Annotated in this window: 26 protein-coding genes; 17 read left to right on the top strand and 9 right to left on the bottom strand. The window is 68.3% G+C overall.

Going from position 1 to position 26,867, the window contains the following annotated elements:
- Positions 1-23 precede the first annotated feature (23 nt).
- The 3 genes from KV110_RS11405 (at position 24) to KV110_RS11395 (ending at position 2,799) form a co-directional block, all read left to right on the top strand.
- Positions 24-989 (top strand): ATP-binding cassette domain-containing protein, encoded by a 966-nt coding sequence (locus KV110_RS11405; protein WP_218475763.1) that lies wholly within the window; start codon positions 24-26, stop codon positions 987-989.
- The gene (locus KV110_RS11400; RefSeq protein WP_246634474.1) at positions 986-1,822 is read left to right on the top strand and encodes an ABC transporter permease; all 837 of its coding nucleotides are present in this window, start codon (positions 986-988) and stop codon (positions 1,820-1,822) included. Before KV110_RS11405 ends, KV110_RS11400 begins: the two co-directional genes overlap by 4 nt.
- Before the next feature lie 170 nt (positions 1,823-1,992).
- The gene (locus KV110_RS11395) at positions 1,993-2,799 is read left to right on the top strand and encodes an SDR family NAD(P)-dependent oxidoreductase (RefSeq protein ID WP_218475761.1); all 807 of its coding nucleotides are present in this window, start codon (positions 1,993-1,995) and stop codon (positions 2,797-2,799) included.
- Between the two features lie 85 nt (positions 2,800-2,884).
- On the opposite strand, the gene KV110_RS11390 is transcribed toward KV110_RS11395, so the two are convergent.
- Positions 2,885-3,301: a cytochrome c oxidase subunit 4 gene (locus KV110_RS11390; protein WP_218475759.1), complete on the bottom strand. Its 417-nt coding sequence runs from the start codon at positions 3,299-3,301 to the stop codon at positions 2,885-2,887.
- Positions 3,302-3,315: 14 nt separating this feature from the next.
- Positions 3,316-4,404, bottom strand: a complete 1,089-nt coding sequence (gene ctaC / locus KV110_RS11385; protein ID WP_218475757.1) for an aa3-type cytochrome oxidase subunit II — start codon at positions 4,402-4,404, stop codon at positions 3,316-3,318.
- A gap of 472 nt (positions 4,405-4,876) precedes the next feature.
- Here ctaC and asnB point away from each other — a divergent pair, with 472 nt between their 5' ends.
- Positions 4,877-6,820: an asparagine synthase (glutamine-hydrolyzing) gene (gene asnB / locus KV110_RS11380; RefSeq protein WP_218475755.1), complete on the top strand. Its 1,944-nt coding sequence runs from the start codon at positions 4,877-4,879 to the stop codon at positions 6,818-6,820.
- A gap of 68 nt (positions 6,821-6,888) precedes the next feature.
- Here the strand turns inward: asnB and KV110_RS11375 are convergent, their stop codons facing one another.
- Entirely contained in the window at positions 6,889-7,857 is a 969-nt protein-coding gene (locus tag KV110_RS11375; RefSeq protein ID WP_218475753.1) for a carbohydrate kinase family protein, read from the bottom strand.
- 223 nt (positions 7,858-8,080) lie between these two features.
- The gene (locus tag KV110_RS11370) at positions 8,081-8,437 is read right to left on the bottom strand and encodes a HesB/IscA family protein (RefSeq protein ID WP_218475751.1); all 357 of its coding nucleotides are present in this window, start codon (positions 8,435-8,437) and stop codon (positions 8,081-8,083) included.
- Positions 8,438-8,710: 273 nt separating this feature from the next.
- Here KV110_RS11370 and KV110_RS11365 point away from each other — a divergent pair, with 273 nt between their 5' ends.
- Positions 8,711-9,382 carry a DUF3043 domain-containing protein gene (locus tag KV110_RS11365; RefSeq protein WP_218475749.1) on the top strand — a complete coding sequence of 224 codons (672 nt, stop codon included), beginning with the start codon at positions 8,711-8,713 and terminating at the stop codon, positions 9,380-9,382.
- Positions 9,383-9,453: 71 nt separating this feature from the next.
- Here the strand turns inward: KV110_RS11365 and KV110_RS11360 are convergent, their stop codons facing one another.
- On the bottom strand, positions 9,454-9,612 hold the full coding sequence (locus tag KV110_RS11360; RefSeq protein WP_218475747.1) for a hypothetical protein: 159 nt from the start codon (positions 9,610-9,612) through the stop codon (positions 9,454-9,456).
- Positions 9,613-9,696: 84 nt separating this feature from the next.
- Between KV110_RS11360 and KV110_RS11355 the strand changes: the two genes are divergently transcribed.
- The 5 genes from KV110_RS11355 (at position 9,697) to KV110_RS11335 (ending at position 14,600) form a co-directional block, all read left to right on the top strand.
- Positions 9,697-10,674, top strand: a complete 978-nt coding sequence (locus KV110_RS11355) for a helix-turn-helix domain-containing protein (protein ID WP_218475745.1) — start codon at positions 9,697-9,699, stop codon at positions 10,672-10,674.
- A 197-nt stretch (positions 10,675-10,871) separates the two neighbouring features.
- Entirely contained in the window at positions 10,872-11,417 is a 546-nt protein-coding gene (cobU, locus tag KV110_RS11350) for a bifunctional adenosylcobinamide kinase/adenosylcobinamide-phosphate guanylyltransferase (protein ID WP_218475743.1), read from the top strand.
- A 355-nt stretch (positions 11,418-11,772) separates the two neighbouring features.
- The gene (gene cobT, locus KV110_RS11345) at positions 11,773-12,918 is read left to right on the top strand and encodes a nicotinate-nucleotide--dimethylbenzimidazole phosphoribosyltransferase (RefSeq protein ID WP_218475741.1); all 1,146 of its coding nucleotides are present in this window, start codon (positions 11,773-11,775) and stop codon (positions 12,916-12,918) included.
- A 37-nt stretch (positions 12,919-12,955) separates the two neighbouring features.
- On the top strand, positions 12,956-13,705 hold the full coding sequence (locus KV110_RS11340; protein WP_218475739.1) for an adenosylcobinamide-GDP ribazoletransferase: 750 nt from the start codon (positions 12,956-12,958) through the stop codon (positions 13,703-13,705).
- A gap of 181 nt (positions 13,706-13,886) precedes the next feature.
- Positions 13,887-14,600 (top strand): MBL fold metallo-hydrolase, encoded by a 714-nt coding sequence (locus tag KV110_RS11335; protein WP_218475738.1) that lies wholly within the window; start codon positions 13,887-13,889, stop codon positions 14,598-14,600.
- 46 nt (positions 14,601-14,646) lie between these two features.
- Here KV110_RS11335 and KV110_RS11330 read toward each other — a convergent pair whose 3' ends face one another.
- From KV110_RS11330 to KV110_RS11320, 3 genes are all read right to left on the bottom strand, one after another.
- On the bottom strand, positions 14,647-15,744 hold the full coding sequence (locus KV110_RS11330) for a branched-chain amino acid aminotransferase (protein ID WP_218475736.1): 1,098 nt from the start codon (positions 15,742-15,744) through the stop codon (positions 14,647-14,649).
- 912 nt (positions 15,745-16,656) lie between these two features.
- Complete coding sequence (gcvT, locus tag KV110_RS11325; protein WP_218475734.1) at positions 16,657-17,757, bottom strand: glycine cleavage system aminomethyltransferase GcvT; 1,101 nt, start codon at positions 17,755-17,757, stop codon at positions 16,657-16,659.
- Between the two features lie 84 nt (positions 17,758-17,841).
- On the bottom strand, positions 17,842-18,447 hold the full coding sequence (locus tag KV110_RS11320) for a GNAT family N-acetyltransferase (protein WP_218475732.1): 606 nt from the start codon (positions 18,445-18,447) through the stop codon (positions 17,842-17,844).
- 112 nt (positions 18,448-18,559) lie between these two features.
- Here KV110_RS11320 and KV110_RS11315 point away from each other — a divergent pair, with 112 nt between their 5' ends.
- Positions 18,560-19,360, top strand: a complete 801-nt coding sequence (locus KV110_RS11315) for a TetR/AcrR family transcriptional regulator C-terminal domain-containing protein (RefSeq protein WP_218475730.1) — start codon at positions 18,560-18,562, stop codon at positions 19,358-19,360.
- Complete coding sequence (locus KV110_RS11310; RefSeq protein ID WP_218475728.1) at positions 19,357-20,868, top strand: leucyl aminopeptidase; 1,512 nt, start codon at positions 19,357-19,359, stop codon at positions 20,866-20,868. Before KV110_RS11315 ends, KV110_RS11310 begins: the two co-directional genes overlap by 4 nt.
- Positions 20,869-21,049: 181 nt before the next feature.
- Here the strand turns inward: KV110_RS11310 and KV110_RS11305 are convergent, their stop codons facing one another.
- Positions 21,050-21,412 carry an oxidoreductase gene (locus tag KV110_RS11305; RefSeq protein WP_218475726.1) on the bottom strand — a complete coding sequence of 121 codons (363 nt, stop codon included), beginning with the start codon at positions 21,410-21,412 and terminating at the stop codon, positions 21,050-21,052.
- Positions 21,413-21,673: 261 nt separating this feature from the next.
- Here KV110_RS11305 and sucB point away from each other — a divergent pair, with 261 nt between their 5' ends.
- From sucB to lipA, 5 genes are all read left to right on the top strand, one after another.
- Positions 21,674-23,464, top strand: a complete 1,791-nt coding sequence (gene sucB, locus KV110_RS11300) for a 2-oxoglutarate dehydrogenase, E2 component, dihydrolipoamide succinyltransferase (RefSeq protein ID WP_218475724.1) — start codon at positions 21,674-21,676, stop codon at positions 23,462-23,464.
- Between the two features lie 38 nt (positions 23,465-23,502).
- The gene (locus KV110_RS11295) at positions 23,503-24,411 is read left to right on the top strand and encodes a TIGR01777 family oxidoreductase (protein WP_218475722.1); all 909 of its coding nucleotides are present in this window, start codon (positions 23,503-23,505) and stop codon (positions 24,409-24,411) included.
- Positions 24,408-24,944 carry a GNAT family N-acetyltransferase gene (locus KV110_RS11290; protein ID WP_218475720.1) on the top strand — a complete coding sequence of 179 codons (537 nt, stop codon included), beginning with the start codon at positions 24,408-24,410 and terminating at the stop codon, positions 24,942-24,944. The genes KV110_RS11295 and KV110_RS11290 overlap by 4 nt, the downstream gene beginning before the upstream one ends.
- An 81-nt stretch (positions 24,945-25,025) precedes the next feature.
- Positions 25,026-25,760 carry a lipoyl(octanoyl) transferase LipB gene (gene lipB / locus KV110_RS11285; RefSeq protein ID WP_218475719.1) on the top strand — a complete coding sequence of 245 codons (735 nt, stop codon included), beginning with the start codon at positions 25,026-25,028 and terminating at the stop codon, positions 25,758-25,760.
- A gap of 78 nt (positions 25,761-25,838) precedes the next feature.
- Positions 25,839-26,855 (top strand): lipoyl synthase, encoded by a 1,017-nt coding sequence (gene lipA, locus KV110_RS11280; protein WP_218475717.1) that lies wholly within the window; start codon positions 25,839-25,841, stop codon positions 26,853-26,855.
- Positions 26,856-26,867 lie beyond the last annotated feature (12 nt).

Genomic DNA, 26,867 nt, shown 5'->3' with positions numbered 1-26,867 from the left:
TTGTACAGTATTGAGGAGTCGGGATGGACAACGTGATCGTCTGCGATCAGGTCGTGAAGCAGTACGGCACCACCGCGGCCCTGAACGGATTCGACCTGGTTGTGCCCGCGGGCATGGTGTACGGGCTGCTCGGCCCGAACGGCGCTGGTAAGACGACTGCGGTCCGGATCTTGACCACACTGGCGCGGCCGGATGCCGGTCGTGTCGAGGTGGCCGGGATCGACGTGGTGACGCACGCGGCGCAGGTGCGGCATCGGATCGGGCTGGTCGGTCAGCATGTCGCGGTGGACGACGTGCTGTCGGGGCGGCAAAACCTCGAAATGTTCGGGCGGCTCTACCATCTCGGTGCGGTGCGGGCCCGGCGGCGGGCCGATGAACTACTGGAATGGTTCGGGTTATCCGACACTGGCGACAAGCCGATCAAGAATTACTCCGGCGGAATGCGGCGGCGGCTGGATCTGGCCGCCAGCTTTCTGGTCGCCCCGCCGGTGCTGTTTCTGGACGAGCCGACCACCGGCCTGGATCCACACAACCGCAACCAAGTCTGGCAAGCGGTTCGCAATCTGGTCGACGCGGGCACGACCGTGCTGCTCACCACCCAGTACCTCGAAGAAGCCGACCAACTCGCGGCCAGGATCTCGGTGATGAACCACGGCCGCGTAATCGCCACCGGCAGCCCCGAACAGTTGAAATCCCGAATGGGCGGGGACCGCATCGACATAGTCACGCACGACGTTGCGGACCTGCCCGCCACCGCGGACGTCGTACGCCCTCACTTGCGGACAGAACCGGTCATCGACGTCGACACGCGCCGAATCAGCGCCCCGGTCGACGACCCGGTCGTCGCACTCGCCGACATCGCAGGCGCGCTACGCCGATCCGAGATCCCGATCGAGGACATCGCCCTGCGTCGCCCCACCCTCGACGAGGTGTTCTTGCGACTGACCAGCGGCCCGGCCGAGCACATCACCGAAAAGGATTACGCATGACCAGCATTGCCCCCACCACGCTCGCTACGCCGGACCGGCACCGGATGGCCTGGGCCGTGTCCGACGCGATCACCCTCGCCCGCCGCGACCTCGCCCACTGGCAGCGGCAACCCGGCGTCGTCATCGCCAACACCCTGCTGTTCCCGATCATGATCGTGCTGATGTTCGGATATCTGCTCGGTGGCGCGATGACCGTTCCCGGCGGCGGCGACTACCGAGAGTTCCTGCTGCCCGGCATGTTCGCGATGACCATGGTGTTCGGCATCGGCACCACCATGGTCGCGGTCAGTTCCGATGCCGCGCGCGGCATCACCGACCGCTTCCGTTCGATGCCCATGTCATCCTCGGCTGTCCTGGTCGGCCGCGCCCTCGCCGACATGCTCAATTCGACAATCGCGCTGGCGGTGCTCATCGGCTGCGGACTAGCGATCGGCTGGTATCCGCACAACGGTCTCGGGAACGCACTCGCCGCCGCGGGACTGTTGTTGTTGCTGCGCTTCGCTTTCCTGTGGATCGGCGCCTACCTCGGACTGCTGTTCCATGCCGATCCGGAAGCCGTCACCGCGGTGCGCACGCTGGAATTTCCCATCGGCTTCCTTGCCAACCCGTTCGTTGCCACCGCCACCATGCCCGCCTGGCTCGGTGCCATCGCCGCCTGGAACCCGCTGTCGTCCACCGCCACCGCGGCGCGCGAACTCTTCGGCAATCCCACCGGCAACGATCACTCCTGGATCGCCGAGCATTCGGTGCTCATGGCGATAGTGTGGCCGATGCTGCTGATCGCGATATTCCTGCCGCTGTCCATCCACCGCTACCGGCATTTGAGCAGTTGACATCGGGCAGATCGACCGAGTCGAACGGCCCCATCAATCGGTCGGCAAACTCTATACTGTGACGGGCCGCACATAGTCGCCAGAAGATAGCGGCGGCAAGCGGCTTCGGCACTGTCGGCGGGGTGCCGTGCGTGTGTTCAGCCCGTTCGCATGTGAAGGTTGCTGTGCCGATGCCCGAATTTCGTTCTGCTCCGGTCAAATTCACCGATCGCAAGCGTCACCGTTCGCCGGTATCACTCGACGGTCAGCGCGTCCTGGTCACCGACGCGTGCTCCGATATCGGCCGCGCCACCGCGAATGTGCTTGCCGCCCAAGGCGCCCGATTACTCCTGGTCGCCCGGCGCGGCGATCAGCTCATCGCCGCCTGCGAGGAGATCCGCGCGAGCGATGGCGACGCGCATTGGTATCGCTGTGACACCTCAGCGCTCGGCGACGTCGACCAGCTCGTGACGTGGGTGCTCGGCGAGTTCGGTGCGGTTGATGTGCTGATCAACCAGGCCGGGCGGCCGGTGCGCAGACCGGTGGCCCAGTCGCTGCACCGATTCCGGGACTATCAGCAGATGATGGCGGCCAACTACTTCGGCCCGCTGCGGCTCACCCTCGGCCTCCTACCCGCCATGCTGCGGTCCGGTTCGGGTCACGTGATCAACGTCGGTCCATGGAACGTGAACACCGGCGCCGCACCGAATTTCGCCTCCTACGCCAGCGCCCAGGCCGCTTGGACCACCTTCGGCCAGTGCGCCGACGCCGAACTGTCCCCACACGGGATCAAGGTCACCGCCGTGCACTACCCGGCCGCCCAGTCGGACGCCGAAACCCATTACACAGAGCGTCCGCTCCGAGCGGCCCACCGGATCGAGGCCGTCATCCACAGCAACAACCCCCGCGTCGAGCCCCGCTTCACCCGCACCCTCTACGCCCTCGCCGGGGTCGCCCCGCGCTCCACCGCCCGCCTCATGCACGCCTTCGGCATCTGACGCCGCCTGATCCCCCGGCACTCTCTGGTGCACAAAACGGCGAAAGCCCCCTCAGCGGCTGCGGAGGGGGCTTTCGTGCGGTAGCTCAGTGCCGTTCGGGACCCAGGTAGTACTCGAAGACGAGACCCGCGGCGGCGATCAGCACACACACCACACCGAGGCCGATCAACCAGAACTGGAAGAAGGCCAGGCCGAGGGCGGTGATGGAGCCCGCCGCGGCCAGCGTGATGGGCCAGAAGCTGCCGGGCGAGAAGAAGCCAAGATCGCCTGCGCCATCGACGATCTCGGCGTCCTCGTAGTCTTCCGGACGCAGGTCGAGGCGACGCGCGACGAAGCGGAAGTAGGTGCCGATGATCAACGACAGACCGGCGGTCAGCACGGTCGCGGTGGTGCCCGCCCATTCCACGCCGGTGCGGGACTGGCCGGTGAAGAAGCCGTAGACAACCGCAACGATGATGAAGAACACCGTCAGCAGTTCGAAAATCCGCGCTTCGATCTTCATATCAGATCAGTCCCTTACTTTGCCTCGGCCGCGGTCTTGGTCGTGCGCTCGGTGTTGAACGGCCGGGTCGACGTGGCGACCGGCGACTCACCGATGGATTCGAGCGCTTCGGCATTGGTCCTGCCAGCCTTGCGCGCGTCCAGGTACCTGGTGAACTTGTCCGGCGAAACCGCGCGTACCTCGAAGTTCATCATCGAGTGGAAGGTGCCGCACATTTCCGCGCAGCGGCCGACGAACGCGCCTTCCTTCTCGATCTTCGTGATCTGGAAGACGTTGTCCGAGTGGTTTTCCTTCGGGTTCGGCATCACGTCGCGCTTGAACAGGAACTCCGGCACCCAGAAGGCGTGCACCACGTCGGCGGCGGCGAGCTGGAACTCGATCACCTTGTTGGTCGGCAGCACCAGGATCGGCACCTCCGAGCTGGACCCGATGGTCTCGACCGTGTCGTAGTGCAGGTAGGAGAGGATGTCGTTGGCGGGCTTGCCGTGCAGCGGACCCGGCTGGGGGTGACCGTCCTTGGTCGCCTCCTTGTACTCCTCCAGCTGCTCCTGGTTCGACGCCTCACGCGTGGTGTCGATGCCGTCGAACCGGTAGCCGTCCTTGAAGTCCACGTTGCGGTAGCCGAACTTCCAGTTCCACTGGAAGGCGGTCACGTCGACGGTGACGTCCGGGTTGTCGACCTTCTCGTGCACGTAGTTCTGCACGACGACGGTGAAGTAGAACAGCACCGCGATGATGACGAACGGCACCGCCGTGTAGGTCAGCTCCAGCGGCACGTTGTACCCGGTCTGCCGGGGGAACTCCGGGGAGTCCGGCTTCTTGCGGTGGAAGGCGACGGTCCAGAAGGTCAGACCCCAGACCAGCACGCCCATCAGCAGGGCGGCGACGATCGACCAGGTCCACAGCTCCCGCATCCGGGTCGCCTGCGGCGTGACACCCGAGGGCCAGCCGAACCGCAGCCAAACATTGTCGATCGAGCAGCCCGAGACGAGCACCGCGGTGATCCCGAGGGACACCGCCAGCCCGGCCCGCCGAAGGATGCGGCCACCCTGCCGACCCCGGGCCGGTCGTGCCCCGATCTCTTCGCTCGCCTTGTGCGCCACGCTCACGCCTTCCTGGTCGCCACACATTCCGACATTTGCACCGCCTGGGCTGCGACCGCCCCGGCGATACGTTCTAAGCACATGTCAGACCCGTCCCCGGTCGAGCGCGTGCGCCGCCTGAGAATGGCCTGAGTACTACGCAGCGTAGACCAAACGGGCGCCCTGTTCGTCGTCGGGTCGCATTCGACACTCCGCCGATAGCGTGCGGGCCCGGGTGCCGATAGCGTGCGGGATACCGGTCACCTGCGCCGCCATCCGCAAAAGCCCTGGACAGGGTGCGCGCGACGCGCGAAGGGGGCGGGTGCGGCATACTCGGACAGAACATTTCGGCCGCTGTGCTCTCCGCGAGGGCAGGCCCCGGCACGTCCCGGATCGACCGCTCGCGACAGACACCGCGCACCGCCCCCGCAAGACATTCGGACGCCCCGGTATTCGGCGGCGTCCCGACCGGAGAAACGAGGTTGCCGACGCCGTGTGTGGACTGCTCGGGTTTCTGACATCTGACGAGGCAGCACCTGGCGTGGTGGAGCAGGTGTACGACGCGCTGCACTGCGTCCGGCACCGCGGCCCCGACGAACGCGGCACCTGGCACGACGATCACCTGATCTTCGGCTTCAACCGCCTGTCGATCATCGACATCGAACACTCGCACCAACCGCTGCGCTGGGGCCCGCCGGAGAACCGGGAGCGCTACGCGCTGGCCTTCAACGGCGAGATCTACAACTACATCGAACTCCGCGAGGAACTGGCCGAGGCGCACAGCGCGGAGTTCGGCGACGACCCGATCTTCCGGACCGAGGGCGACGGCGAGGCCGTCGTCGCGGCGTTCCACTACTGGGGACCGGACGCGGTGCGGCGGTTGCGCGGCATGTTCGCGTTCGCGATCTGGGACACCGAGACCAAGAAGCTTTTCCTGGCGCGGGACCCGTTCGGCATCAAGCCGCTGTTCCTGGCCACCGGGCCGGGCGGTACCGCGTTCGGCAGCGAGAAGAAGAGTTTGCTGGAACTGCTGTCCCCGCTCGGGCTGACCGACGCGCTGGATCCGCGCGCGCTGGAGCACTACACCGTGCTGCAGTACGTGCCGGAGGCCGAGACGCTGCACAAGGACATTCGGCGGCTCGAATCCGGTAGCTACGCGACCGTCGGCCTCGGCGAAACGCCCGAGATCACCCGGTATTTCCACCCGCAGTTCAAGGTGCGCCCGTTCGCACCGGATTCGGCTGCCGCGCGTTACCGCGAAATCGCCGAGGCGCTGGAAGATTCCGTCGCCAAGCACATGCGCGCCGACGTGACCGTCGGGTCGTTCCTGTCCGGCGGCATCGACTCCACCGCGGTCGCGGCGCTGGCCATGCGGCACAACCCGAAGCTGATCACGTTCACCACCGGATTCGAGCGCGAGGGCTACTCCGAGGTCGACGTGGCCGCCGAGAGCGCGGCGGCGATCGGTGCGCGGCACATCGTGAAGGTGGTCTCGCCCGCCGAGTTCGCTTCGGCGATTCCCGAAATCGTCTGGTACCTCGACGATCCCGTCGCCGATCCGGCGCTGGTGCCGCTGTACTTCGTGGCGAAGGAAGCGCGCAAGCACGTCAAGGTCGTGCTGTCCGGCGAGGGCGCCGACGAGCTGTTCGGTGGGTACACCATCTACCGGGAGCCGTTGTCGCTCAAGCCCTTCGAGTATCTGCCCGGTGGGCTGCGCAAGCTGGCGGGCAAGCTCTCCGAGCGCATTCCGGACGGCACCCGCGGCAAGAGCTTGCTGCACCGCGGCTCGCTCAGTCTGGAGGAGCGCTACTACGGCAACGCACGCAGCTTCAGCGATGCCCAATTGCGTTCCGTGCTGCGCGAATTCCGCCCCGAGTGGACCCACCAGGACGTGACCGCGCCGATCTACGCGCAGTCGCGCGGCTGGGATCCGGTGGCCCGCATGCAACATCTCGACCTGTTCACCTGGTTGCGCGGCGACATCCTGGTCAAGGCCGACAAGATGACCATGGCCAACTCGCTCGAATTGCGGGTGCCGTTCCTGGATTCCGAGGTGCTGAAGGTGGCCGAGGGGCTGCCGTTCGAGCAGAAGATCACCAAGGAAACCACGAAATACGCGCTGCGCCAGGCACTCGAGGGCATCGTCCCGCCGCACGTGCTGCATCGCGCCAAGCTCGGTTTCCCGGTCCCGCTGCGACACTGGTTGCGCGGCACCGAACTCTACGACTGGGCCCACCAGCAGATCCTCGAATCGCAGACCGACCACCTGCTGAACAAGGCCGCGATCACCGACATGCTCCTCGCTCACCGCGCGGGCACCGCCGACCACAGCCGCCGCCTGTGGACCCTGCTGGTCTTCATGGTCTGGCACGGCATCTTCGTGGAAGACCGCATCAAGCCCGAAATCCAGGAGCCGGTCTACCCGGTCTCGCTGTAGTCGACGTATAAGCGCCCCTCAGCTTTTCGGCTGAGGGGCACTTGCGCGTCCAAGGGGCGGTTACCGGCTCAGAGCAGAGGCTTGATGTCGGCGGCGGCTTCGGGGCCGTAGGCGCCGGCCAGGCGTTCGAGGGCGGTTTCCTTGTTGAGGGTCCATTCCTGGGTGCCCATGGTTTCCAGGACCAGGACGGCGATGAGGGAACCCAGCTGGGCCGAGCGCTCCAGGCTGAGGCCCGCGGTGTGGCCGGTGAGGAAGCCCGCGCGGAACGCGTCACCGACGCCGGTCGGCTCGACCTTCTTGGTCTCCGGGACCACGCCGACGGTGATCTCGGTGCCGTCGCGATCGACGATGTGCACGCCGTTCTCGCTGAGCGTGGTCACTCGGATACCGACGCGCTGCGCGATTTCGTCCTCGGTGAGGCCGGTCTTCTGCAGCAGCAGCGCCCATTCGTACTTGTTGGTGAAAAGGTATGCGGCGCCGTCGATCAGCTGGATGGCCTGTTCGCCGTCGAGGCGGGCCAGCTGCTGGGACGGGTCGGCGGCGAACGGGATGCCGAGCTCGCGGCATTGCGCGGTGTGCCGCAGCATCGCGTCGGGGTCGTTGGCGCCGACCAGCACGAGCTCCAGCGAATGTGCCTGGGCGAGTTCGGCAATGGAGATGTCGCGGGCCTCGCTCATCGCGCCGGGGTAGAACGACGCGATCTGGGCCATGTCGTCGTCGGTGGTGCAGACGAAGCGCGCGGTGTGCGCGCGGCTGGAGACCAGCACGCCGGAGCAGTCGACGCCGTGCGCTTCCAGCCACTGGCGGTACTCGGCGAAGTCGGCGCCGACGGCACCGACCAGCAGGGGCGTGCGGTTCAAAAGCCCCATGGCGTAAGCGATGTTGCCCGCCACACCGCCGCGGCGGATCTGCAGGTCGTCGACGAGGAAGCTCAGCGACACGTGGTCGAGCTGATCGGCCAGCAGTGCGTCGGCGAACCGTCCGGAGAAACGCATGAGGTGGTCGGTGGCAATGGACGCGGAAACGGCGATGGACACGAGGCTGAGCCCTTCAACGGTAGGTGGCAGGCAGTGAAGACCGGGACAAGTCCCAGCATTACCGTACCAATCTCGAGCCGGGCCGCCGAGCGCTCAGCACCGCGGCGCGGGCCGCGAGATCGACGGCGGGGACCCGAAAACGCGCAACCCCACGTGATCGGATGTCACGTGGGGAGGGCTGTTTACGCGGTTCGTCCCGCTTCCGGAGCGGCGGACGGTTCGATCAGTTGAAGGAATCGCCGCAGGCGCAGGAGCCGGTGGCGTTCGGGTTGTCGATGGTGAAGCCCTGCTTCTCGATGGTGTCGACGAAGTCGATGGACGCGCCCTGCACGTACGGGGCACTCATCCGGTCGACGGCCAGCTTGACGCCGCCGAAGTCGACAGTGAGGTCGCCGTCGAGCGAGCGGTCGTCGAAGAAGAGCTGGTACCGCAGGCCGGCACAACCACCCGGCTGCACGGCGATCCGCAGCGCCAGGTCGTCGCGACCCTCCTGGTCCAGCAGCGCCTTCGCCTTGCTGGCGGCAGCGTCGGTCAGCACCACACCATGGGTGTCGGTGGCGGTCTCGTTCTGCACAGTCATGAACTCTCCTCGAGGAACCTGTCGTCGACCCGTGAACAGCGCACGGGTCGTGTCGGTCAACACCACTCGGCGGGCTGCTATTCCCCATCTTGCCACCACCGCGGCTCGAGGAACACGCACCCTCCGTCCAATCCGGCGCTAGCCGGACTCCGCGCACGTGACCCGTCTTTTCTGGGCGGGGGTGACTCGCCTCACACCTGCCGGGCAGCCACCAGACCTGCGCGAATCGGACCGCGTTTCCCGCCGGGTAATCCATCGAATAGCCTGGTCCATGTGAAATTGTTCCGTCGCGGCGAGTCCAGCACCACCGACGCGACCGCCGATCAGACGGCGGTCGCGGACGGTGACTCGGCCGCGGGCTCCACTCGCACGGCGGTCACCGCCACCGCGGGCAAGGGCCGTCCCACTCCGAAACGCCGTGACGCACAAGGCAAGCGCCGTGGCCCGGTAGCTCCGGCACCACTCACCGCGAAGGAGGCCCGCGCCCGGCGCAAGGCCACCCGCGGCACTCGGCAGGAGCGCAAACAAGCCTCCGCCGAGCGGAAGGCGGCGGTTGCGGATCGCCGTAACCGCATGCTCGCCGGCGAGGAGAAGTACCTGCTGCCGCGCGATCAGGGTCCGGTGCGGGCGTTCGTCCGGGACATCGTCGACGGCAGGCGCAACCTGGTCGGCTTGTTCATGCCGATGGCGCTCGTGCTGATCATGTCGATGTTCGTCGCACCCGCGCTGCAGACGATCGTCACGCTGGCGATGCTGGTGATGATGGCCTTCATGATCGCCGAGGGCTTCCTGCTCGGGCGGATCGTGAACAACCGGGTCAGGGAGCGTTTCCCGGACACCACCGACACCGGTTACAAGCTCGGTTGGTACGCGTTCGTGCGGGCCTCGCAGATCCGCAAGATGCGGGCGCCCAAGCCGCGGGTCAAGCCCGGCGAGGCGGTCTAGTCCCCCGCACATGATTGCGGCCCGGCTCGTGGATACGAGCCGGGCCGCTTTCGGTGGCGGGGGCATGGGGATCAGATGTTGGAGGTTCGGCCGAGCAGCGCCGACAGGTCGGCCTGCGTGCGCTGCGCGTCACGGTCGATGACGTTGGACGAACCGGCGGCCGGGGAGTAGTAGCTCACCAGGACGGCGAAACCGACGATGACTGCCATGACGATCAGAAAAGTAATCATGGCAGTAATTTTGCGCCCGGTGAGTTACCGCCGAAAGTGGCAGTACTGTCATAGTTCGCAAAGATCCAGCCATATACTGGGCGCATGCTGTCGAAGGTCGCCGTCGTACTGTCCGAGCGCATGGCCATGTTCGAATTCGGGGTCGTCTGCGAGGTTTTCGGCCTCGACCGAAGTGCCGACGGGCTGCCGAGCTTCGATTTCCGGGTCTGCAGTGCCGAACCGGGCAAGCCGCTGCACTCCAACACGCCGGGCATCAGCCTGACCCCGCAATACGGCCTCGAAGAGCTCGCGACGGCGGACCTGGTCGCCATCCCGGCCGCCTCGGCGAAAACCGGATTCGATCCGCGCATCGTCGACGCCGTCCGGGACGCCGCGGCGGCGGGGGCGACGGTGCTCACCGTGTGCTCAGGTGCCTTCCTTGCGGGCGCGGCCGGGCTGCTGAACGGGCGCAAATGCACCACACACTGGAGCTATGTGGACGAGCTCGCCGAGCTGTACCCCGAAGCGACCGTCGACCCCGATGTGCTGTTCGTCGACGAAGGGGACCTGATCACCAGCGCGGGCACCGCCGCGGGCATCGACGCCTGCCTGCACCTGGTCCGTCGCGAACTCGGCAGCGCCGTGGCCAATGCGATCGCGCGGCGGATGGTCGTGCCACCGCAGCGCGACGGTGGGCAGCGTCAATTCATCGAGCGCCCCGTCGCCACCTGCACCTCCGACAGCCTCATTTCCACCCTGCAGTGGATGAACGAGAACCTCGACCTCCCGCACACCATCGAAGACCTCGCCGCGCGGTCCAACATGTCCACCCGCACCTTCGCCCGCCGCTTCGCCGCCGAAACCGGCACCACCCCGGTGAAGTGGTTGACCAACCAGCGCGTCCTGCTCACCAAACACCTCCTCGAAGAAACCGACCTCGGCCTCGAACAAATCGCCGCCCGCGCCGGATTCGGCTCCGGAGCCCTGCTCCGCCACCACTTCCAGCGTCTCGTCGGCATCGCGCCCACGGAATACCGACGGCGTTTCGGGGCTTCCCCGGAGGTGGTGGAGACGCCCGCCTAGCGCGGCCGCGTCACTGGTCCGGCCCGTCGGAGCAATGGGTGCCCGCTCGGCAAGTCGGCAGGCAGTGGGCCCTGGCCCGGCGGAGCGAGCCGCGGCTATGCCCACGTGAGCTGCTGCGCGACGCAGAGCTCGGCGGCCAACCCTCCGCACAGGCGTACACCCGGGTCGGCTGGAGCGGGTATTGATACCGTGCTGACGTGTCGCACAGTGACTCGTCGCGCCGGACCCTCGTGCTCGGTGGTGCCCGGTCGGGGAAATCGGCTTATGCCGAGGAGTTGGCCGGTGCGGCGACCGGTCCGGTTCGGTATCTCGCGACCTCGATTCCTGATCCCGCCGACCTCGACTTCGCCGCACGCATCGCGACGCACCGCGACCGCAGACCCGCCGACTGGGCGGTGGTCGAAAGTGCCGACCCGGCAGCCGTGCTCAGCGCCCCGGCGCCGGAGGGCACGACGCTGATCGATGACATTGGCACCTGGCTCACCGCTTGCATCGACGCCCGCGATGCCTGGGAATCCCCGCGCGGCACCGTCTCCCCCGAGGCTGACGCCCTGGTTGCCGCCGTGGCCGCCTACCCACACCGGCTGATCATCGTGAGCCCCGAGGTCGGCATGGGCATCATCCCCGCCACCCGCTCCGGCCGCCTCTTCCGCGACGAAATCGGCACTCTCAACCAACGTCTCGCGCAGGTTTGCGATGAAGCGTTCCTCGTCGTAGCCGGACTCCCCTTGCGCCTCAAGTGAATCGGCACGGATACGCATCCGCCCAACCTCACCATCCAGAGTCAGCACTTGCACCCTGCGTGGCACGTTGCATAGGTGGCAGCCTGCTGCACAGCCCGACAGGCCGCAGGCGTGTGCGAGGGGCCACACGTCTGCACTGGCCGCCACACGCCACCTGCCAGCCTGCTCGCCCGGCCGCGGCACACTCCGCAAAGGCAGCGGACACCTGTGCCGCCGCAAACTGTGCTAACTCAGCCGCGGCGCACTCTTGGACAGCTGTGCGACGTGCGACGAACCACGCGCCCACCGGCGGGTCGGGACGGCTGATGTGCGCAGCGATGTCCGCGGCGGGCAAGATTGGGCGGCGTATGAGTGTATGGACCGTCCTGACCGGAAAGGCTCGATAGTGACACACGGATTTGGACCGGTTGCGCCTCCGGACGCGCAGGTTCGGGTGGCGGCCGAGCGGCGGCAGGCGCAGTTGACCAAACCGGGTGGGGCGCTCGGGCGGTTGGAGGAGCTCGGCAACTGGGTGGCAGCGTGTCAGGGTGTGTGCCCGCCGAAGCAGTTCGAGCGAGCCAGGGTGGTGGTGTTCGCCGGGGATCACGGCATTGCGCGACATGGAGTTTCGGCTTATCCGAGCGAGGTCACCGCGCAGATGGTCGCGAACTTCCTCGGCGGCGGTGCGGCGGTGAACGCGCTCGCCGCCGTCGCGGGGGCGACCGTCCGGGTCGCGGATATTTCCGTCGATGCCGACACCGATCCGCTGGTCGCCGAGCACAAGGTGCGCCGCTCCAGCGGATCCATCGACCGCGAGGACGCGCTCACCACCGAGGAGATCCAGGCCGCGCTCGCGGCAGGCAAGGCGATCGCCGACGAGGAGATCGACGCGGGCGCCGACCTGCTCATCGCGGGTGACATGGGCATCGGCAACACCACCCCCGCGACGGCGCTCATCGCAACGCTCACCGACACCGAACCCGTTGCCGCCGTCGGCCGCGGCACCGGCGTGGACGACGCGGGCTGGGCGCGCAAGGTCGCCGCGATCCGCGATGCCATGCGCCGAGCCCGCCCGGTCGTCAAGGACCCGGTCGAACTGTTGCGCGTCGCGGCGGGCGCCGACTTCGCCGCCCTCACCGCGTTCCTCGCCCAGGCCGCCACCCGGCGCACCCCGGTCATCCTGGACGGCGTGGTCGTCACCGCCGCCGCCATGGTGGCCGAAGACCTTGCCGCGGGCGCCTCCGCGTGGTGGCTGGCCGGTCACCGCTCCACCGAGCCCGCCCACAACCTGGCCCTGCAACGTCTCCGCCTGGACCCGCTGCTGGACCTCGATATGCGCCTCGGCGAAGGGTCCGGTGCACTCACCGCCCTGCCCATCCTCCGCGCCGCGGTAGCCACCCTCGCCGAAATGTCCACCTTCGCCGACGCGGGCGTCAGCACCGCCGATACCGACACCGCCGACAACGTCGACCTGACCGTCCCCGCGGACGCTCCCCCGGCAGCGCCGGATTTGCGGAAATGAGCGACCGGCCGTCAGCTCCGGAGCCAGGTCCGCAGAGATGAATGGCTTGCGGCTCGCGATGTCCTGGCTCACCGTCTTGCCGGTGCGTGGGCCGGTGAGTGTGGACCGTGCGGTAGCCGGACGGGCGATTGCGTTGGCGCCGTTGGTCGGTGTGCTGTTGGGGGCGGGGGCGGCCGGACTGCTGTGGGTGCTGGTCTGGGTCGGGGCCAGTTCGCTGCTTGCCGGGCTGCTTGTGGTCGGGGCGCTGGCGTTGATCACGCGTGGCATGCATCTCGACGGGCTCGCCGACACGATGGACGGGCTCGGCAGTTACGGTCCGCCCGAGCGGGCCAGGCAGATCATGAAGAGCGGCGGCGCGGGCCCCTTCGGTGTCGCCGCCATCGTGTTCTCCATTGGCATCCAAGCGTTCTCGTTCGCCGCACTGGCCGAGACGGACCGCTGGTTCGCCGTCGCCCTCGCGGTCACGGTCGGCCGCATCGCAGTAGTGCTCGCCTGTCGCAAGGGCATCGAAGCCGCCCCCGAAACCACCTTCGGCGCCCTCGTCGCAGGCACCCAGCACCCCCTCATCGCCGCAGCATGGTCCACCGCAGCCCTAGCCGCCGCCTTTCTCGCCACCCCCGACCACCGCTGGCTGGGCCCCCTCACCATCCTTCTCGCCCTGGCCGCATCCACCGTCCTCACCCACCACACCACCCGCCGATTCGGCGGCCTCACCGGCGACACCCTAGGCGCCACCATCGAACTAACCACCGCCCTAACCGCAGCCACCCTCTCCCTCACCCCCTAACCCCCACCCGCTTGATCAACGGGACACCACCGAGCCCCACTCGCACTTCGCCTCAGCCGTGTCCCGTTGATCTTGGTTGGGGGCTTGCTTGTGGTGGCTTCCGGATTTGGGGTGGGGGGTTGGCGAGGGATTTGCGGTTGCGGCGCGCGGATCGTCTGGGTCGGGCAATAAGGTGTGCGGTATGTCTTCTGAGCGCCTGTATTTTCGCCAGCTGTTGTCGGGAAGGGACTACGCCGTCGGCGATCCGATTGCGACGCAGATGCGAAATTTCGCGTATCTGATCGGCGATCAGGAAACCGGTGAGTGTCTGGTGGTCGATCCGGCGTACGCGGCGGGTGATCTGGTGGATATCGCCGAGGGGGACGGGCTGCGGCTGACCGGGGTGCTCGCCACCCATCATCATCCGGACCATGTGGGTGGAACAATGCTCGGGTTCACCCTGCGCGGCGTGCGCGAATTGCTCGAAAAGACAAGCGTCCCAGTGCATATCAACGCTCAGGAGCTTTCCTGGGTCGCCAACGTCACCGGCATCGCGCCGAGCGAGCTCACCGGCCACGAACACGGCGACAAGGTCAGCGTCGGCGCCTTCGACATCGAATTGCTGCACACCCCCGGCCACACGCCGGGCAGCCAATGCTTCCTCTTCGACAACCGGCTCATCGCAGGCGACACCCTGTTCGTCGACGGCTGCGGCCGCACCGACTTCCCCGGCGGCGACTCCGACGAGATGTTCCGCAGCCTGCGCTACTTGGCCGACTTACCCGGCGACCCGGTCGTCTACCCCGGCCACTGGTATTCCCAGGACCCGCACGCCCCACTCTCCACTGTCCGGGACAACAACTACGTCCTGCGTCCCAAAACCCTCGACGAATGGCACATGTTCATGCCCAGCTGAGTCGAGTGGCACACCATGCGAGGCGCGATGGTGTGCCACTCGCCGGCTACATGGTGCGCATCCACCCGTGGATATCGGCGAAGGTGCCGCGCTGGATGCCGGTGAGAGTGTCGCGCAGGGCCATGGTGACCTCGCCGGGCTCGCCGCCGCCGATGGTGAATTCGCCGTCGGCGGAGCGGACCCAGCCGACGGGGGTGATCACGGCGGCGGTGCCGCACGCGAAAACCTCGGTGATTTCCCCGGATTCGGCGCCCTTGCGCCATTCCTCGACCGAGACCTTGCGCTCTTCGACGACGAAACCGGAGTCGGCGGCCAGGGTGAGCAGCGAGTCACGGGTGATGCCGGGCAGCAGCGCACCGGACAGCTCGGGGGTGACCAGGCGCGCCTCGGAGCCGGAGCCGAAGACGAAGAACAGGTTGTTGGTGCCCATCTCCTCGACGTAGCGGCGCTCGCACGCGTCCAGCCAGACCACCTGGTCGCAGCCCTTCTCCGTCGCCTCCGCCTGCGCGAGCAGAGAGGCGGCGTAGTTGCCCGCGACTTTGGCCTCGCCGGTGCCGCCGGGTGCGGCGCGCACGTATTCGGTCGACAACCACACCCGCACCGGCTTCACGCCGCGGGGGAAGTAGGCGCCGGCCGGGGAGGCCATGAGGAGGTACTTGTATCCGGAGGCGGGCTTCACGCCGAGCCCGGCCTCGGTGGCGAACATGAAGGGCCGCAGGTACAGCGATTCCTCCCCGCCCGCCGCGGGCACCCAATCGCGGTCCACCTCGAGCAGCTGACGCACGGACTCGATGAACAGTTCTTCGGGCAACTCGGCCATCGCCATCCGGCGGGCGGACCGGCGGAACCGCGCGGCGTTCGCGTCGATGCGGAAGCAGGCGACGCTGCCGTCGTTGTGCCGGTACGCCTTCAGTCCCTCGAAGATGGCTTGGCCGTAGTGGAAGACCATCGTCGCGGGGTCGAGGGGAAGCGGGCCGTACGGCTCGACGCGTGCGTTGGTCCACTCGCCGTCGGTGTAGTCGATCGAAACCATGTGGTCGGTGAAGAACCGCCCGAACCCGGGCGCCGCCAGTACCTCTTGTCGCCGCTGCGCCGGGGCGGGCGCGGGATGCGGGACACGGGCAAACTGTGCAGCAACGGTCATGTGCCTGATCCTATCCGGGCCGGTTTCCAGCTTTGCGCCCGATCGGCCACCCCACCGCAGAACTTCCCGTCCCCACCACCCCTCGGGCATCAATTTGCATCGTGCGCCCCAATTCGCCGCAGGAAACCACACCGCACAGTTCGCACCCTGCCCACCCGATCACCCGCCACGCCTTAACCTCCCGCGCGACACGCCGCGTTCCGCGACACCAGACCGCAAGCCCCGCTGGAACAGCCTCCGCAGTCCCCGGCACCCCCGTCAGTCCCGCACCCTCCCGCAGTTCCGCGCACCCTCCGCAGTCCCGCGCACCCCCGCAGTCCCGCGCACCCCCGCGTGCCGAGCATCAGCGATCCCGCACATCGACCTGCCGCGCAGCACGCGCGTTCGCGACAGTCCACCGCGCCGCGAGCCCGCTGGAACAGCCACCCTGCAGTCCCGCGCACCTTCAGCGATCCCGCGCATCCTCAGCGGGCGCACCCTCAGCGGTCCCGCGCACGGACCTGCCGCGCAACACGCCGCGCCCCCTCGAGAAGGTGCGCAGGTTCTGCGATGCCGGACGAAGCCGCCAGAAGCTCTGCGACGCCGCACATGCCGCATGAAGGTATGCGGGACCTCCACGAGGCTGCGCGATGCCGCCAGAAACAGGTGCGGCACCTGGACGCCGCACACTGCCGCTAGAAGGTACGAGCCCTCCACGAGGCCGCGCGCGATGCCCAAAGAACATGCGGGCCTACTACGACACCGCACGATGCCGCAAGAAGGCGCGGGCTCCCTGCGACCCACACGATGCCGCAAGAAGATGCGGGCTCCCTGCGACCCACACGATGCCGCAAGAAGATGCGGGCACGCCGCTCGGTGTGGATCCCGCAGAGGTTCCGGCAAGCCGCGCACCCTCCACGGCGTGGTGCGCGCCTACTTCGTATTGGTCTCCACGAACGGCGGGCGGATGACCTCGCAACGGAGGCGGCGGCCTCGGACGTCTACCTCGACCTCGGTGCCGGGCTCGATGCCTGCTTCGGTGTCGAGCAGGGCGAGGGCGATGCCGATTTTGAGGGTGGGTGAGAAGGTGCCGGAGGTGGTTTCGCCGACGGGTTCGCCGTCGCGCAGGATGGTCTGGCCTTGGCGGAGGACGCCGCGGTCGAGGGCCTTGAGGCCGAGCAGGGTGCGGCGGGGGCCTGCCGACTTCTCCTGTTCCAAAGCGGCTTTGCCCCAGAATTCCGGCTTCTTCCAGCCGACGGCCCAGCCGGTGCGGGCCTGCACCGGGGAGATCTCCAGGGACAGTTCGTGGCCGTGCAGCGGGTAGCCCATTTCGGTGCGCAATGTGTCGCGGGCGCCGAGGCCCGCGGCCTGGCCGTCGGCGGCGCGCACCTGCTCGATGAGCGCACGGAACAGCGGCTCGGCGTCGGCCCAGCGGGGCAGCAGCTCGTAGCCGTGTTCGCCGGTGTAGCCGGTGCGGCAGACGCGCACCGGACGCCCGTCCCATTCGGCGTCGGTGTAGGCCATGTATTCCATTTCGGTCGGCAGCCCGAGCGCCGCGAGCACCTCGGTCGAGCGCGGACCCTGCACCGCGAACACGCCGTACTCGCGGTGCTCATCGGTCACCGTGATGCCCTCGGGCGCCACCTTCTGTAGCTCCGCGACCACCGCCGCGGTGTTGGCGGCATTGGGCACCAAGAAGATCTCGTCGTCGCTCACGTAGTAGGCGATCAGGTCATCGATCACGCCGCCGTCGGGCGCGCAGCACAGCGTGTACTGCGCCTTGCCCGGCCGGATCCGGCCGAGGTCGTTGGTGAGCGCCGAGTTCACGAATGCCGCGGCGCCCGCACCCCGCACCGTCGCCTTGCCGAGATGGCTGACGTCGAACAGTCCGACCGTGCTGCGGACCGACTGATGTTCGGCCACCGTCCCCGCATACGAGACGGGCATTTCCCACCCGCCGAACGGCGCGAAAGTCGCCCCCAGTTCGACGTGTACACCATGAATAGGGCCTTGCAGCAGGTTCGAATCGGTCACCCGGCGAGCTTATCCGCCGAGCCCGCACTCCGGGCCCGCTCCCTGAGCGGTGCCGTCTGGGTGCTCAGACGGCACCGCTGCGAATCAGCCGCGGAACCACATCGGGATCAGCGTGGGCCCACCCTCGGGCAACGTGTGCGTGACAGTGGTGCGAGCGAATCCGCACCGGGTGTACAGCCGGGCCGAACGTTCCGTACTCGCCTCGAGGAATGCCGGTACCCCGGCCTCCGACGCCGCCTTCACCCGGTCGGTGACAATCGCGCCGCCCGCACCTTTCCCGCGATGCTCCGGCACGGTGACGATCACCTGAAGGTAGCGGTGCGGGAATTCCCGAGGATGCTCCCGCGCCAGCAGGTCGGTAACCGTGGCCACGCGTTGCAGCGGACGAACGTCCGGAGCACCGTCGGCCGTCGCCCGCGCCTCCACCGCTTCGGCCTCGAAGCGTTCCACCGAACTCACCTGCTGCCAGACCGACACCGCCCAGATCTCCGAACCCGTGCCCGCGAGCCAGATCTCGTCGTCGCGCAACGCGCGGTCGATGAGGGCGGGCACGTACCGGGGACGGAACTCGTCGACGGGATATCCCGCCAATACCCACGCGGTGACCGCCTCGTCCACGCTGGCCACACCGAACGCCTCGATGACGGCGTCGCGATCCTGCTCGCTCGCCTGCCGAACTGTGAGCTCCATCCGTTGACCTTTCCCGAAGTGAACACTGTGTGCCCTCGCCAATCTAGGTACCCCACACAGGCGTTGCTAGAATTTCGTCACACGTGTTCGTGTGTCGAAATGGAGGCCCGGCATGACGTGCGAGCTCTGTGGAAGCGCCCTTGCCCAGCCGTCCCGCGGCCGCAAGCGCCGGTACTGTTCACGCTCCTGCCAGGCACGCGCCTATCGGGCTCGCCGCGACGAAGTGACCCCGCCACCGCGCACCGTCCGCCCGACCCGGCTCACCACGATCGGCATCCTGCGCGCCGCCGTCGACCTGGCCGACCGCGACGGCATCGACGGGCTGTCCATGCGTCGCCTGGCCAGCGAGCTCGGCGCGGCCACCGCCGCGCTGTACCGCCATTTCCCCGATCGCGAAGCACTGCTCGGCGAAATGGCCGAACTGGTGCTCGCCGAAATCCGCCCGCCCGCTACCGAACTCGCCGACTGGCGGGCCAGACTCGAACACGAGGCTCGCGAGGAATGGGCTCTGTACCAGCGCCACCCGTGGATGCTGCCGATCCTGGCACGCACCCGCCCACCGGTGGGTCCCGCACTCTTGGACATCCTCGAACGCTCCTTCGCCGCCTTGGACGAGCGCGGCCTGAGCCGGGAGGCCATGCTCGCGATCTACCTGTCGTTCTCCGGCTTGGTTCAGGGCCTGGCCTTGCTGTGGAGCTCGGAACGCGCCGACCGGATCCGCACCCCCGGACCGCGCGACCTACCCGCCGACTTCACCGAGCAGATCGACCCGGCCATCCGACCCGTCCTGCACCGCCTGTTCGCCGATGGCCCGCCCGGACCCGAGCTGGATTTCGATCGATTGATGCAGGCCGGACTCGCGCTGCTCCTCGACGGAATAGCGATCCGGCAGCCCAGTAACCTGTGGCCATGACCGCTGTTGCAGATCGCTCACTCGGACCGGAACTCGCCCGCACGCAGACCATCGGCGCGGACACCGATGTGCTCGTCCTCGGATTGACCTCGTCCGAGAACGGTCCCGCCATCGTGCCCGAGGACCTGTTCGGCGACGTACTCACCGCGGAGATCCGGGCGGAACTGCTGGACCAGCTCGGCGCGGTCGGCGCGAAGGGCAAGGCCGAGGAACTGACCAGGGTCCCCGCCCCCGCCGCCCTCGACGGTGTGACGAGCGTGCTCGCGGTCGGCCTCGGCGCCGCCGACAAGATCGACGCCGAGCAGATCCGCCGCTCCGCCGGCGTCGCCGCCCGCTCGCTGTCCGGCACCGAACTCGTGGTGACCACGCTGTCGGGTCTCGACCTCGGCGCCGCCGCGGAGGGTTTCTACCTCGGCGCCTACACGTTCACGCCGTTCAAGTCGGACAAGTCCGCACCGAAGCCGGACGAGCGCCCGGTGGTCAAGGTCGAATTGCTCGTGCCCGAGCCGGAATTCGGTGCGGAAGAATTGTTCCGCGCGCAGCTGATCGCCGAAGCCGTCGCTACCGCACGGGATTTCGTCAACACCCCGCCCAGCCACCTCTACCCCGCCGAATTCGCTTCCCGCGCGCAGGAACTGGCCGAGGCGGCCGGGCTGGAAGTCGAGGTGCTCGACGAAAATGCCCTGGAGGCAGGCGGTTACGGCGGCGTGCTCGGCGTGGGCAAGGGTTCCTCGCGGCCGCCGCGGCTGGTCCGGATCACCTACTCGGGCGGACCGAAGAAGGTCGCGCTGGTCGGCAAGGGCATCACCTTCGACACCGGCGGCATCTCCATCAAGCCCGCGCAGAACATGGAGAACATGACCTCGGACATGGCGGGCGCCGCCGCGGTCGTCGCCGCCACCTTGCTCGCCGCCCGGCTGAGCCTGCCGGTCACCGTCACCGCGACCGTTCCGATGGCGGAGAACATGCCGTCGGCCACCGCGCAGCGCCCGGGTGACGTGCTCACCCAGTACGGCGGCACCACCGTCGAGGTGCTCAACACCGACGCCGAGGGCCGCCTCATCCTGGCCGACGCGATGGTGCGGGCGAGCGAGGACGAGCCCGACTACCTGATCGACGTCGCCACCCTGACCGGCGCCCAGCTGGTGGCACTCGGCACCCGCACCCCGGGCGTGATGGGCACCGACGAGTTCCGCGACCGGGTCGCCCGGATCTCCCGCGAGATCGGCGAAAACGGCTGGGCCATGCCGCTGCCCGCCGAACTGCGCGCCGATCTGAACTCCAAGATCGCCGACCTGGCCAACGTCACCCCGCACCGGTGGGGCGGCATGCTCGCAGCCGGACTGTTCCTGAAGGAGTTCGTCCCGGAGGGCGTCCAGTGGGCCCACCTGGACGTCGCGGGCCCGGCCTACAACACCGGCGGTCCGTTCGGCTACATCGGCAAGGGCGGCACCGGCGTCCCGGTCCGCACCCTCATCGCCGTCATCGAGGACATCGCAGCGGAATAAGCCGCACGCGCCGTCCGGAGCCCTGCGCCCCGGACGGCGCACTCACCGACCACCTAGCCCCGCACACGTTCCAGCCGACGCCCCGGCGCGCTCAACGGCAAGCCGCTGCGCACCACGCCAATCGGTGCGCGGGACTCCGCCTACGGGCGATGCCGACCGGGTACCGCGAGCCTCGCAACGCCTACAGGTCGCGGAGTTCGGCTTCGAACGCGCGTTGCCGTTCGATGCGCTTGCGAGCGTCGTAGTCGCGCATCCGTTGTGGATATCCGGTCTTGCCGACGTCGTAGACCGGAATCCGCAAATCCTTGGCAAGCCGCTGTGCCCCGCGCTCGCCGACGATCCGGCGGGTCCACTCGCCGTCAGCGGCGATCAGCACAACAGTGACATCGGTCACGGTTGTTTTCGGCTCCAGATAGCCTTCGACGCCGGTGTGCGTGCGTACCCACTCGGCGAGATAGCGGGCGTCATCGCGACCCCCGGAAACCGCACGTCCCGCGCCACCACCCCGGGCCGCGCCGCCTCGGAAACGATCCAGCAAACCCAACGACGCGCACCTCCTTTCCAACCCCGGCGCATCGCTCGCGCCGGTCTCCCCATCTTGCCAGGTCAATTAAGTTCACTGCCCTTGTGCTACGCGCCGCACGGACGAGTGCAAGGATGGATCGCGGTACAAGAACCACACAGATCTCCGGTGCCACGCACAATGATCGGTGGCTTTCGGACTCGCGCCGCAACCCGCGACGGGTGTCCGCCGAGAGATCAACTGTTGTAGAAACCCGTCGAGCAGTCAGAGGAGTCAGAGGACATGGCCTTCTCCGTCCAGATGCCAGCTCTTGGTGAGAGCGTCACCGAGGGAACGGTCACCCGGTGGCTGAAGCAGGAAGGAGACACGGTCGAGGTCGACGAGCCGCTGCTCGAGGTCTCCACCGACAAGGTCGACACCGAAATCCCGTCCCCCCAGGCGGGCGTGCTGTCGAAGATCGTCGCCCAAGAAGATGATGTGGTCGAGGTCGGTGGCGAGCTCGGTGTGATCAGCGAGGCCGGTGAGGCGTCCGAGTCCAGCTCGGCTCCCGCCCCCGAAGCCGAGGCGCCCGCACAGGAAGCTCCCGCCGAGGAAGCGCCTGCCGCCGAACCCGAGCCGGAACCCGCCGCTCAGGAAGAACCGGCCAAGGCCCCCGCCGCCGAAGCCGCGCCCGCGTCGTCCGGCGACGGCACCCCGGTGAAGATGCCCGAACTGGGCGAGTCGGTCACCGAGGGCACCGTGACCCGGTGGCTCAAGGCCGTCGGTGACGACGTCGCCGTCGACGAGCCGCTGCTCGAGGTCTCCACCGACAAGGTCGACACCGAAATCCCCTCCCCGGTCGCGGGCAAGCTGCTCGAAATCACCGCGCAGGAAGACGATGTCGTCGCTGTGGGTGGACAGCTCGGCGTGATCGGCAGCGGCTCCCCCGCGAAGGCCGAGCAGGCGCCCGCGCCCAAGCCGAAGCCGGAACCCAAGCCTGAGCCCAAGCAGGAAGCAGCCCCTGAGCCCAAGCAGGGTCCCGCGCCGGAACCGGCCGCCAAGCCCGCGGCACCCAAGGCTCCGGCGCCCGCCGCGGCCAAGGCTCCCGCCGCCACCGCCACCGAGACGGATTCCGGCGGCAACGGCGCCACCCCGTACGTCACCCCGCTCGTCCGCAAGCTGGCCGACGAGAACGGCGTCGACCTGTCCTCGCTCACCGGTTCCGGTGTCGGCGGACGCATCCGCAAGCAGGACGTGCTCGCCGCCGCCGAGGCCAAGAAGGCACCGGCCCCGGCAGCCGCCGCTCCGGCCGCGCCCGCCGCCAAGAAGGCACCGGCCGCCCCCGCGGCCGCGCGCCCGCAGCTGGCACACCTGCGCGGCACCGTGCAGAAGGCGAACCGCATCCGTCAGATCACCGCGACCAAGACCCTGGAATCGCTGCGCACCACCGCACAGCTGACCCAGGTGCACGAGGCCGACATCACCAAGATCGCGGCGCTGCGCGCCCAGGCCAAGGCGGCGTTCAAGGAGCGCGAGGGCGTCAACCTGACGTTCCTGCCGTTCTTCGCCAAGGCCGTCGTCGAGGCGCTCGGCGTGCACCCGAACGTCAACGCCAGCTACGACGACTCGTCCAAGGAAGTCACCTACCACGCCGCGGTGCACCTCGGCATCGCCGTGGACACCGAGCAGGGCCTGCTCTCCCCGGTGATCCACAACGCGAGCGACCTGTCGCTGGCCGGCCTGGCACGCGCCATCGCCGACATCGCCAACCGCGCGCGCAACGGTGGCCTGAAGCCGGACGAGCTGGCCGGTGGCACCTTCACCATCACCAACATCGGCAGCCAGGGCGCCCTGTTCGACACCCCGATCCTGCTTCCGCCGCAGGCGGGCATGCTCGGCACGGGTGCGATCGTCAAGCGCCCGGTGGTGGTCACCGACGAGACCGGCGGTGAGTCCATCGGCGTCCGTTCGATGTGCTACCTGCCGCTCACCTACGACCACCGCCTGATCGACGGCGCCGACGCGGGGCGTTTCCTCACCACGATCCGGCACCGGCTCGAGGAAGCGGCGTTCGAGGCCGACCTCGGCCTCTGACCGCGGGCCGGACACCGCAGGAAGGTCATCATGCTCGCATGAAGGTCGTGATCGCCGGTTCGTCCGGACTGATCGGGACAGCGCTCGTCGCGGCACTGCGCCGCGACGGGCACGACGTCGCCCGCCTGGTACGCAGGCGGGCGGCGGGCCCGGACGAATTCGCCTGGGACCCCGTCCGTGCCGAACTGGACGAGCGGGCACTGCGCGGCGCGGACGCGGTAGTAAACCTGTGCGGCGCGAGCATCGGGCGGCGCCGCTGGAACGGCGGCTTCAAACAGGAGCTGCGCGACAGCCGGATCACCCCGACCGACGTGCTGGCCGATGCGGTCGTCAAAGCGGGTGTGCCGACATTGCTGAATGCCAGCGGCGTGCACTACTACGGCGGCGACACCGGCGACCGGGTGGTGGACGAAACCTCGCCCGCCGGTTCGGGTTTCCTCGCCACGCTGTGCGGCGACTGGGAGGCCGCGGCTCGCCCGGCCGCCGACGCGGGCGTGCGTACGGTGCTATTGCGCAGCGCCGTCGTGCTGTCCCGGCACGGTGGCCTGCTCAGCATGCTGCACCCGCTGTATTCGCTCGGCCTCGGTGGCCGCCTCGGCAGTGGACGCCAGTACACGCCGTGGATCTCCCTGGCCGACGAGGTCGGCGCGATCGTCTTCGCGCTCGGCCACGACACCCTCACCGGCCCGGTCAATGTGGTCGGCCCGGCACCGGTCACCAACGCCGAGTTCAGCCGCGCGCTCGGCCGGTCCCTGCACCGGCCGACGCCGCTGGTGGTCCCGGCCTTCGCGCTGCGGGCCCTGATCGGTGAATTCGCGCAGGAGGCGATTCTGCGCGGCCCGCGCGCAATACCCACGGCCCTCGAGGAGGCGGGCTATGAGTTCCAACACCCCACCATCGGCGCCGCACTGGCCGCGACGGTGGGACGACCCGGAGACGATCGATGACCGACCAACTCGACACCCGCACCGACACCCTCATCCGGGACGCGCACCGCGACGACCTGCCCGCCATCCTGGCGATCCACAACGCGAATATCGCCACCTCCACCGCGATTTGGGATCTGGAGCAGGTCGGCCTCGACGATCGCCTCGCCTGGTTCGAGGAGCGCACCGCCGCTGGCCTGCCGATCCTGGTGGCCGAGATCGACGGTGTGGTAGCGGGCTACGCAAGCTACGGTCCGTGGCGGCCCAAGGCGGGTTACCGCTTCACCGTGGAGAATTCGGTGTACGTCGACGAACGCTTCCAGCGCCGCGGCATCGCTACCGCCCTGCTCACCGAGCTGATCGAACGGGCGCGGCGGTCCGGCGACGTGCACGCGATCATCGCGGGCATCGAATCGGGTAACTCCGGGTCGATCCAGCTGCACGAGCGCTTCGGCTTCCGGACCGTCGGCGAGTTCCCCGAGGTCGGCCACAAGTTCGGGCGTTGGATGGATCTGACGCTCATGCAGCTGATGCTGCCCGTGCACGCGCGCTAGCCCGCCGCCCCCGCTAACCTGTGGCACTCACCACAGGACACTGCTGGATCAGCAGAACCCGCCCGGCGTACCGTCAAGGACGTGAACGACACGCGCACCACGTGGTCCGCCCGATTCGATACGACCCCGATCGTGGTCGAGGATCTCGGACTCATCGACTACCACAGCGCCTGGGATCGGCAGCGGACCATCGCCGCCGAGCGGGCCCAAGGCATCGGATCCGATCGCCTGCTGCTGCTCGAGCACCCCTCGGTCTACACGGCGGGCCGCCGGACCGAGGCCGAGGATCTGCCGATCGATGGCAGCCCGGTGGTCGAGGTGGACCGCGGCGGCAAGATCACCTGGCACGGACCCGGCCAGCTCGTCGGCTACCCGATCGTGCGGCTCGCCGAGCCGGTGGACGTCGTCCACTACGTGCGCCGCCTCGAGGAAGCCCTGATCACCGTCTGCACCGATCTCGGTCTCGGCTGCGGCCGGATCGAGGGCCGCTCCGGTGTCTGGCTGCCCGCGACCGACCTGTTCGCCGAGCGCAAGATCGCCGCGATCGGTGTGCGGGTGCAGCGGGGCGTTGCGCTGCACGGCATCTCGCTCAACTGCAATTCCGCCATGGACGGCTTCCAGGCGATCGTGCCCTGCGGCATCCGCGATGCCGGCGTGACCACGCTGACGCGCGAGCTCGGTCGCGAGGTGACGGTGGCGGAAGTGAAGCCGCTCGTCGCCGACGCGATCGCCAGAGCACTGAACGGTGAGCTCCCGGTGACCGACCACGATGTGCGCCAGCCGTCGGCTCTGCCGCGGCCCGAGACGGTCGAGTGACGGCGGGCCGGTATAGCGCGCGTCACACCGGCAGGAGGGGCGGCGAGCGCGCAACCCGGTAGGCGTAATGTCGATCTAGTGACCTCAGCTCAAGCACCGGCAGGACGCAAACTGCTACGCATCGAGGCGCGCAACGCGGAGACCCCGATCGAGCGCAAGCCTCAATGGATTCGTACGAAGGCCAAGATGGGCCCGGAGTATTCCGAGCTCAAGGGCCTCGTCAAACGCGAGGGCTTGCACACGGTGTGTGAGGAGGCGGGCTGTCCCAACATCTTCGAATGCTGGGAAGACCGTGAGGCCACCTTCCTGATCGGCGGCGAGCAGTGCACCCGCCGCTGCGACTTCTGCCAGATCGACACCGGCAAACCGGCCGCACTCGATCGGGACGAGCCGCGCCGGGTCGCCGAGAGCGTGCAGGCGATGGGTCTGCGCTACTCGACCATCACCGGCGTCGCCCGCGACGATCTGGACGACGGCGGCGCCTGGCTCTACGCCGAAACCGTGCGCGCCATCAAGCAACTCAACCCGAACACCGGCGTCGAGCTGCTCATCCCGGACTTCAACGCCGACCCCGACCAGCTGGCCGAGGTGTTCTCGTCGCGCCCGGAAGTGCTGGCGCACAACCTGGAAACGGTGCCGCGCATCTTCAAGCGCATCCGCCCCGCCTTCCGCTACGAGCGCTCCCTCTCCGTGCTCACCGCGGCGCGCGAGGCAGGCCTGGTCACCAAGTCCAACCTGATTCTCGGCATGGGTGAGACCCCGGAAGAGGTCACCCAGGCCATGCGCGACCTGCACGAAGCAGGCTGCGACATCCTCACCATCACCCAGTACCTGCGCCCATCCCCCCGGCACCATCCCGTCGATCGCTGGGTGAAGCCGGAGGAGTTCGTCGAGCACTCGAAGATGGCCGAGGAAATCGGCTTCGCCGGAGTGATGGCCGGACCGCTGGTCCGCTCCTCGTACCGCGCGGGCCGCCTGTACACGCAGGCAATGGCCTTCCACGGCCGCGAAATCGCCCCCGCCATGGCGCATCTCGCCAAGGAAGGCACCGCCTCCCAGGAGGCCTCGGCCGTCCTGGCTCGCTTCGGCAGCTGACCACGGTCGCAC

Source organism: Nocardia iowensis (assembly GCF_019222765.1).
Taxonomy (GTDB): Bacteria; Actinomycetota; Actinomycetes; order Mycobacteriales; family Mycobacteriaceae; genus Nocardia; species Nocardia iowensis.
This window is presented reverse-complemented; position numbering and strand designations above follow the sequence as displayed.